This is a genomic window from Micromonospora sp. D93 (assembly GCF_018070365.1).
In the GTDB taxonomy this organism is placed as follows: Bacteria; Actinomycetota; Actinomycetes; order Mycobacteriales; family Micromonosporaceae; genus Micromonospora; species Micromonospora ureilytica.
The window spans coordinates 86,379-94,941 of the sequence record NZ_JAGPXW010000030.1; the positions used below are offsets into that span (position 1 = coordinate 86,379).

5 protein-coding genes are annotated in these 8,563 nt (G+C 66.1%); 1 reads left to right on the forward strand and 4 read right to left on the reverse strand.

The window, feature by feature from the left end:
* Positions 1–214: 214 nt before the first annotated feature.
* From KBX71_RS27140 to KBX71_RS27155, 4 genes are read right to left on the reverse strand one after another with little or no spacing between them, the layout of a single operon-like run.
* Positions 215–3,310: a helicase HerA-like domain-containing protein gene (locus tag KBX71_RS27140; protein ID WP_210820618.1), complete on the reverse strand. Its 3,096-nt coding sequence runs from the start codon at positions 3,308–3,310 to the stop codon at positions 215–217.
* A complete protein-coding gene (locus KBX71_RS27145) occupies positions 3,307–3,903 on the reverse strand; it encodes a hypothetical protein (protein ID WP_210820619.1) in 597 nt (198 codons plus the stop codon). The genes KBX71_RS27140 and KBX71_RS27145 overlap by 4 nt, the downstream gene beginning before the upstream one ends.
* A 37-nt stretch (positions 3,904–3,940) precedes the next feature.
* Positions 3,941–5,023, reverse strand: coding sequence for a hypothetical protein (locus KBX71_RS27150; RefSeq protein WP_210820620.1), 1,083 nt, complete (start codon positions 5,021–5,023; stop codon positions 3,941–3,943).
* Between the two features lie 8 nt (positions 5,024–5,031).
* Positions 5,032–5,535, reverse strand: a complete 504-nt coding sequence (locus KBX71_RS27155; RefSeq protein WP_210820621.1) for a DUF4365 domain-containing protein — start codon at positions 5,533–5,535, stop codon at positions 5,032–5,034.
* Positions 5,536–6,379: 844 nt separating this feature from the next.
* Here KBX71_RS27155 and KBX71_RS27160 point away from each other — a divergent pair.
* The gene (locus KBX71_RS27160; protein ID WP_210820622.1) at positions 6,380–8,485 is read left to right on the forward strand and encodes an ATP-binding protein; all 2,106 of its coding nucleotides are present in this window, start codon (positions 6,380–6,382) and stop codon (positions 8,483–8,485) included.
* The last annotated feature ends 78 nt before the right edge of the window (positions 8,486–8,563 follow it).

Sequence of the window (8,563 nt, forward strand, 5' to 3'; positions counted from 1 at the left end):
TTCCTCCGGCCTAAGGAGCGCCCAGGGCGCCGCTGGCCGTCGTCATCGAAGACCCCCCGCCACGGTGCCGGGCCTCACCCGGTTCGTCGCCGCCCTGCTCGACGACGACCATCCAGCGCGCTGCCAGCGCATCGGTCCGCCCCCGCCTGCAAGCCCGAGGCCTGTGGAATCGGCACTCCCTGTCCGCTCGCGAAACCCCGAGCGTCTTGGTGCGCTACGGCATAGGCCGAGTCCCGCCATCCGGGTGCCGCTGGGCTCGTTGTAGTACCTCATCCTCGGAGAGCGCGTCGCGGTGATGACTGAGGCACCAGGGCACCTCGATCTTGCTGAACGAGGTGCCCTCGGTGGCGCCGAAGAAGACTCCGGGTTCGAGTCGAGAGATGTTGTCGAAGGTGCTGCCCCGGGCCGCGGCCATCTGATCGGCGGCGGCCCTCTGCACTGGCGCGGTCAATCTTCCAATGAACTGGCTGGTGGTGTTGCCGGGGACACTGTTGTGCAGACCCTTCGGCATCTGAGTGGCAAGTAGCATGCCCAGCCCATACTTGCGGACCTGCGCAATCAGGGTCTTAGTGATCTCACCGCTCGCACTCGAGCCAGTGGCCGGCACGAAGATCTGGGCCTCGTCCAACACCAGCAGGCCGCCGAGCGGCTGATCGCGCACCGGGTTGGCCTTGAAATGGCTAAACAGGGTTGCCTGCAAGCGGCTGACGAAGCCGGGCCGCTGTGGCTGGGGGACACCGACCAGGTTGATCACCGAGATCCGTGCGGTCTTTCCGGCCGTTGGGGTCAGGAGCGCGGCGGCATCGACATGTGTGCCGGATTCGTCGAGCAAGGGGTCAGTGTCTCTCGCGGCGTCCAGCGTGGCGGCCATGTTTTTGGCGAGTCGGCTACGGTCGGCGCTGTCGGCGACCCCATCGGGTGGCTCGTTCAACACGTCCAGCAGGTCGTCGAGCGTCCGGCCACCAGTCTTCGCGTAGTACTCGAGCGCACGGTTAAGGATCGACCTCTGCTGGGTACGCCTCTGCGGTCCTCCGGTCACCCCGGCCGGAGCTTCCAGCGAAGAGACCGTGGTCTTGATCAATCTGCTGAGCTCGTCGAGGTTGCCGAGCGAGGGACCGAAGTCGGGCAGCGGATGGAAGGTCAGCGGGCGACCGTTGCGGAGGCCCGGAGTCCAGACGACGACGTCGGTCTCGGAGAAGTAGCGCCGGGCATCGCGTTCCTGCGCTTCGCCCCACCCCTTCGGTGGAGCCGGCCACGGGTCGCCGAGCGTGGCGAGATCGTCGTTCGGGTCCACCACGACGACGGGAACCCCGCGCAGCGCGCACTGCTCGATGAGGTGCCGGACCAGGACCGTCTTGCCCGACCCGGTGCTGCCGATGACAATCGTGTGCTTCCGCAGCGTTCCGAGCTCAACGGTGAATGGGCGGCGGCCGCGCTGCGTCTCCCCGACGAGGATCGCGTCGTGGTCCGTCGGGGTAAGTCCGGTGGAGTTGTCGCGCTCGCCAAGGTTCTCGCGGATGCTAGCCAGTGCGAACTGGAAGATCTCTAACCTGGTGGCCGGCTTCTGCTCCCGTACCCACTGGTGCAGCCCCGGCAGCCGTTGTTCGAACATGGCCCGTAGCGCGGCGAGCGTACGCAAATCAGACGCGGTCACCGGAAGAGCCTCACCGCCTTGCCGCTCGAACTCGGCCTTCAACTCGTCCGTAACCCGACCACGCGGGAAGCCGCTGTTACGCAGGACGACCAGGCGACGGCTCGGCAGCCCTTCGGCCAGCCCAGCGGCGGTCATAGCTCGCTTCAGCTGGTTCTGGAAGCTCGTGTGATGGGTCGCGGCGATGGCCCGGAACGACCAGTGCACCTCCTGCTCGGTCTTCTCATCGAGCGTCAGGAGGAGCCTCGCGTGCAACTCCGCTGATGCGCCGAAGTCCTCCTCGATGGCAAACCGGTGTGGACTGCCGCCCAGCTCCAAAACCAGGCTGCGCAGCCCGGCGGACAGCAGCTTCGGCATCGCATCGTTCTGGACCTGCTCCAGCAGGGGCTGGTCGTCGGCAGCCTCCCGAAGCTGCTCGAAGGCGGCGGTAAGTTCGGCGCCGGCCTGCGGAGCCGCTGCTGGCGGCGGGGTTGGTGGGGCGGGCTCGGTCAGAGTCGTCATCTCGGTCACGCGGCGGTTCTCGATGCAACTCGTGACGTGATCGTTGACCCTGATCAGCAGTTGGCGTGCGGTGTACCGCTGACGCGCTTGGCGAAGTGCCGTTGGCGTGATCGGCCAAGTGGGGTAGTGCGGAGTGAAGCCTCGAGAGGCGTATCCATGCGCGAACCGGCTGCTCACGATGGCAGTCGCCGTCTTTAGGTTGGGGATGGCGCCGAGTTCGGGCAACACCTCGAAGCGGTCCCGGGAGGAGAGCAGCGTGGAGCGCGAGATCATCTTCCAGGTGTCCGTTTGGCAGGCGACGACGATGAGCGTCCGGCGGCTCTCATCGCGCAGCTCCATCAGCGTGGTGGCGATGTCGTCGCGCATTCGCCGCGCGGTCGAGGACTCCCTGGCACCGCCGCGCGAAGCTAGCGCGACCGTCGACTCGTGGGCAAGCGAGTCGAGCTGATCGAAGGCGAAGACGATGGGACCGGCCAGCGCGATCAGATGGGTGAGATCGCGCAGGACTAACTGCCACGGGCGAGGGCCGCTGATGCCCCAATCCGCGCGCTGCGCGTCGTGTGCCTCCGGCCGGAGAAAAAAGCCGTGCCCGATCTGGATCGTCGGTCCGGTTGAGGCGAGCAGGACGAGGGCGCGGGCGGTGTCCGACGCCGAGATGCCAACCTCGAGGTCCAAGGAACGGAGGCCAGCCAGGAATTCCTCCAGCCGCTCCCGGGTCAGCTCACCGCGCCCGCTGGTCGCATCGCGGATCACCGAACCGAGACCGGCGGCATCAGCGATGACCGCCAGGAGGCGTGAGAGCTGACTCAGCCCACCAGGGGACCCGCGGAGCAGCCCGCTGAAGGTGTCACCGACCGCGCTTTCCCAAGCCGAGGTTCCGGCGACCGGCTTCAGCAGAAAGAAATAGCCGTTCTTGGCTTGGACCTGTTCCCGAACCCAGCTGAGCAGATGGGTCTTACCGGAACCCCGCTCGCCCAAGACGACAGCGGTGACGGGTCGGCGCCCCCGGGAGAGCCCGTCGATCGACTTGGTGAGTCGACGGGTCACCTCCGGATGCAGGCTATCAACGTGGTAGCCGGGGAGAGCCCAGATCTCGTCTCTGGTCGGTGCCCACTCTGAGATGTCCAGCGCCTCCAGCGCCTCAAGTTCGACGCTCATACTGACGCGATCTTCAGTAGGTGACGCGGCTCGCTGCCAATCAGGACGGCTGCCTGCTCGTCCTCGGTCGTGAGTTTGCGCTGGTCCAGCTCAGCCTTCAGATGGACGTCCGGCTGTTCGACCATTCGGTCCAACTCGGCGGTGAGATCCACGCTATCGTCTAGCCATTTGCGCACCTCGGCGAGGCGGACGTACTGGCCCTTGCGCCGGACGGTCATCTCGTCGTAAACGGACCGGATCCAGGACTCCGCGTCGGGCTGGAACAGAACCTCCAGGTCCTGATCAGTACGGACCAGGTAGGTGCCCAGGCCAGCCAAGACCGCATAGACCGGCCCGGCAGGGAATCTTGTGCCCGCAGGCCGGGCGGCCGACATCGCCGTCAGGCACCAGTCAAGACCCGCCTTCGTGATGGCGTGCACGGTGGTCGATCCCCGCTTGGTGCTTTCCAAATAGCCCTTGAGGCGGCGCTTGTTGCCGGCATCGATCTCAAGCCCGGCGATATCGCGAAGCTCGCGGTTGGTCGCTGGGCGGGCGACGGCGAGCAGCGCGAAGAGCGTCATCTGGTCCCGGTTCGTCAATTCCTCGGGGGTCACGTCAGCCTCCTGAGCGGGTCTAGCAAGGGGGGTGGGGTCAGTCGATGACGTCGAAACTGCGCTCGGGCACTAGCTCGACCCGGCCGGTGGAACTAGACAGCTCGCCGGAAACCCGGACGGTGAGCTGACGGTGGTGTGCCGCGATCGCCTGGTCGTAGGCCGCCTGGTCGGGCAGGCGAACCCAAGCCTTGCGCCGACGGACCGGCCCAGCGCCGGCGCGGAACCCGCCGCGCACGCTAATGCGCCAATACTCGTCGCGGGTCGTGCCGTGGTGCAGCGTCTCAATCCGGCCGGTGATGGTCGCTGCTCCGGAGGCATCGAGGGTGCGGAGCTGATCGGCGGCTTCGCGTAGCAGCACCCCCGCACCCGCCGGAAAAAGGTGGCTGCTCGTACTCGAATCAGTGGGCACCGCACGGCCCCAGCGAAAGTTGATCTCGAACGGTGCCGCATGGCCGACGCCGCCCAGTTCACTCAGCGCCGCACAAAGATTCGCTGAGAGACCGGCCGTTACGATCTCGTGCCCGAAAGCCGACAGACGACCCGTCGATACAGCCTCTTCAGCCGCAGCGATCGCCTCGTGGATCTGCCCAGTAACGGTGCGGCCGGTGACGCCTCCTGGCAGCGTGGCGCGAGCGGACAGGCGTGCCTCGAGCACATAGCTGCCGGCTCGGGTCGGTCCCATCTCGGCGACGTGCAGCAGGTCCGCCACCACGTTGGGTGGGCGGCCGGCGAAGCTGAAATGCGGGCCTTGCACCACGGTGCGGGTGGCGATCGCCAGGACGTCGCGCACACCTTGAACAGCGCGGTAACCCTCGGCGACCGACGTGTAGCCCGGGTCCCGGGCAGCGGGAAAGGTCCGGAAGAACTGGGTATCCAGATCCGGCCGGGCGATCTCCGCGGTGATCTCCGGAACCGGACGACTCTCCACAATCGCGAGGCAACGCAGAACTTCGTTGATCCGGGCCCGGGCATCGCCGAAGTTGTCGTGGGCAGGCACCAGAACCTCATAGTCGTCCGGATGGTTCCACACCTCGGTGCCGTGCCAGTCGCGCGGCGCGCGCAGCCAGCCGGCCTCCGCCAAGTACGACGCGATGTCATCGACGCGCAGCGCGGTCGTCATGCCGGGGGCTACCACGCGGTCCGGGACTCGGTCAGTCTGCGCAACTCGTGGGCGGTCAAGACGTTCGCGGTCGGCACCTGAACCGGCCGGTGACGTTGACGGTTGGGCTCGGCGATCGGCGTCTCGGACCGGAGCGAGACGTAGTAGCCGAGATGCCGCAGCAAGACGCCCTCGGAGCGGAAGGCTGCGTACTCGAGCGGATCCAGCGGCACGCAGATGAGGAACAAGTAGCGCGGCACGCTAAAGTTCGGCCCGGCAAGCTTATTGAACTGCCACTCGCTCAGGCCGCGGTAGTGCAGCCGACCAGACGACTCGGTGGGCCTCGACCAGGTCTTCACCTGCGCCTCGATCATGGGTGACTGGACATGGCCGTACCTGCCTGTCGCACGAAACCCCAGATCGACACCGTCCGAGTCGTTGTCCTGAGTGAAGACCACCAACCCGGCTGCCGAGGCGAGCACTCGAACGTAGTCCTCGCCGAACTTCCCCTGATGCTGTTTCGCGTCCAGCACCGACCCCTCCGCAGGTGAACTCTCAACAAGCGGTAGTCGGAAGCTTACGAGCGACACTGATTGCTGTCAGTATCCGAAAGTTGCACACAACGTGGCTGTCTGGTCTCTGTTGGTTTCAGTGACGTGCTGCTACGGATTCATAACCGGTCGAGTCTGCTACACCCCGTCACGCTGTGGCGCAGGCACTCGTAATCATCAGGCAGGTCTCCAGCTATAGCGGGAGGAGGCGGGCCGCCCGAAGGTCTGTTTTACCAGTCGCTGGCCTCTGGAAGGCGCCCCCCGATTGCAGGTGGATGTTGATCACGCCAAAGCCGTCGTCGGTCTCTACTGCGACGACGCCGTCGGATTGGATCGCACGACTCGATGCGGCGGTCTCGTGTCGTGTACCTGACAGGGCGCCGGCGCGGATGGGCAGGCAACCACAGGTGTAAGCGCCTCACACTGGCGTCTTCGGTTATTCCTAAAGGAGTAGCGATGGTCAACTGGGTGGCGCGACGAGACCTGTCCGAGGCGGCGAAGGGCGGTGCCGGGTTTCGCGCTGCTGATGCTGGCCGTGGCGGCGTTGTTAGCAGGCGCCTGGTGGTGAGTGTCCGGACGGCGGTTAACCGCGGAGCCCACCATGCCACGGTGGGTGCGGGTGTTGTGGAGGGGCTGCCTGTTCGTGGCAAGTGCCAGCAGGTGGTCGGTACCCGGCACAGTCGGGGCGGTCGGCAAGTCGCGGCGAGGGGAGGCCGATATGGTTCACGCCGACAAGGTGGAGGTTGCAAACCGGGCCGAGGCGCTCTCGTGGGCCGCTGCCCCTGCAGGGCCTCTTCCAGCGCCACCGCTTGACACCCGGGCTCAGATGCTGCCGATCGGTGACCTGCATTGGGCTGACGCCGAGCGTCTGTTTGTCAGGCTGTTGGATACGGTCCAGCCGCTGCAGTTCGTCAAGCTTTTCGGCGTTCGAGGGCAGGCCCAGGCGGGGATCGATGCCTACGCCCGGCTACCGATCGACCTGACTCCGGATGGGGGCCGCGGTCGCGACTACATCGCCCTGCAGTCCCGCAGGGTCAGGTCGCTGACCCCCGCCAAGATCAGGAAGGCTGTCGATGACCTGTTGAAGGGTGAATGGGCCGATCGGACGGCGACCTTTTACTTCGCCACCTCCTTCGATCTTCAGGACACGACGTTCGACATCATGATCCGGGAGCAGACCGAGCGGTTGGCCGGGCTCAGGATTGCCTTCGTCCCGTGGGGTCTGCAGGAAGTCTCCGCGCTTTTGAAGGACCAGCCGCGTCTGGTCGATGACTTCTTCGGGCGGGCATGGGTCGGACGCTTCTGCGGCCAGGAGGCAGTCCAGGCCCTCATCGAAACCCTGACGCGCGCGCTCTCTCCCGCGCCGCACGGCTTGGATCCAGCGGTTGCGGTGATACAGCACACTGTGGACCGACGGCGGGTTGCGGCACCACGCCGTGTCGGGCTCGTGCCTGCCCTCGCGGCGTCATTTCAGCCGCGTGGCGGGATCCACGATGATGCCCGCCCCGGGGAGACAGTTGTCCTAACGGGTCTGGGTGGCGTCGGTAAGACACAACTCGCCGCTGACTTCGTCCGCGCCTACGGCCCAGACTCCGCCGTGGTCGTCTGGGTGACCGCGACGTCTCGGGATCAGGTACTGGCGACCTATGCGGAGGCGGCTCGTGAGGTGCTCGGCCCGCAGGACAGTGTCGAACTGGCAGCCGAGCGGTTTCTCGTCTGGCTGGCAACCACGCAGGACGGCTGGGTTGTCGTCCTCGATGATCTGCAGACGACTGCCGACCTACGCGGTCTCTGGCCGCGAGGACCTGCCGGAAGAGTCGCCGTCACGACCAGACGTCGTGACGCCGCCCTTACGGGATCCCAGCGACGGGTCGTCGACGTGGATGTCTTCAGCGCCGAACAGGCAGTCGACTACTTGCGCTTGGCACTCCAGCAACGCCATGTACTCGCTGACGACATCGACGGCGTTGTCGACGACCTGCAAAGACTGCCGCTCGCACTTGCCCAGGCCGCGGCGTTCATGCTTGATCGGCAGCTACGGTGCAGCCAGTACCGGCACCGATTCGCGGACCGACGCAGGCGCCTGTTCGAACTGCTACCCGAGCCGGACGAACTACCCGACGAGCACCGTCACACGGTCGCGACCACTTGGTCACTATCGATGGACGTCGCAGATCGGCTTCTGCCGGCAGGTGTCGCCCGGCCGTTGATGGAGCTGCTCAGTGTTCTGGACTCCGACAGCATCCTGGCCGGCCTCGTGACCGGGCACGCTGCCCGAAATTGGCTCTCCTACGCGGTGCACTCGGCTGCCGGAGCGACTGGTGCCCTCACTTCTGTCGACATCGATGCGTTTCAGGACGGCCTGCTGACGCTGCATCGGCTGAGCCTGCTTCGCCACGACGGTGACATCGTCCGGATCCATGCGCTCGTGCAGCGTGTCACCCGCGAGGAACTCGACGTCGACCGTCGTTCGTCGGTGGTCTGGGCGGCTGCTGATCTGCTGCTCGAGTACTGGCTCAACGGCGGGCATAGTGCGGAACTCGCCCTGACGATGCGGGCCAACGTCGACGCGCTGCGGCGTTACGACCACGGCGAGCTCATCGGATCGGTCGTGCACCCGGTACTGATCCTGGCCGGAGTCCGTCAAGGCAAACGCGGAGATCCGCTGGGTGCCGCCGAGTACTTCGACGATCTGCTGGCCTCAGCGATGCAGCATCTGCCGCCCCATCATCCGACAATCTTGGAGATCCGCGGTCTTGCCGCCCGATGGCGGGTAGCAGCCGGAGATCCCGTCAGCGCCATCGCGATCCACGAGGAACTGGTCGATGACTTCGAGCGCCACAAAGGACCCCATGACCCTGGCACCATCGTGGCCCGCGCCAACCTAGTACGGCAGCCGCCGTTCGTGATCATGGTTGGAGTTCGAGGTTGAGGCGTCGGGTGTAGTGGGATCGTCGGGCGCGGGCTTGATGGCGCCGTCGCCACTCTGACCAGCGCAGATGGTGGGCGA

Excerpts from the sequence above, each read along its gene's own strand:
- KBX71_RS27140 (WP_210820618.1), bottom strand. The coding sequence starts at position 3,310 with ATGAGCGTCGAACTTGAGGCGCTGGAGGCGCTGGACATCTCAGAGTGG.
- KBX71_RS27150 (WP_210820620.1), bottom strand. The coding sequence starts at position 5,023 with ATGACGACCGCGCTGCGCGTCGATGACATCGCGTCGTACTTGGCGGAG.
- KBX71_RS27160 (WP_210820622.1), top strand. The coding sequence starts at position 6,380 with ATGCTGCCGATCGGTGACCTGCATTGGGCTGACGCCGAGCGTCTGTTT.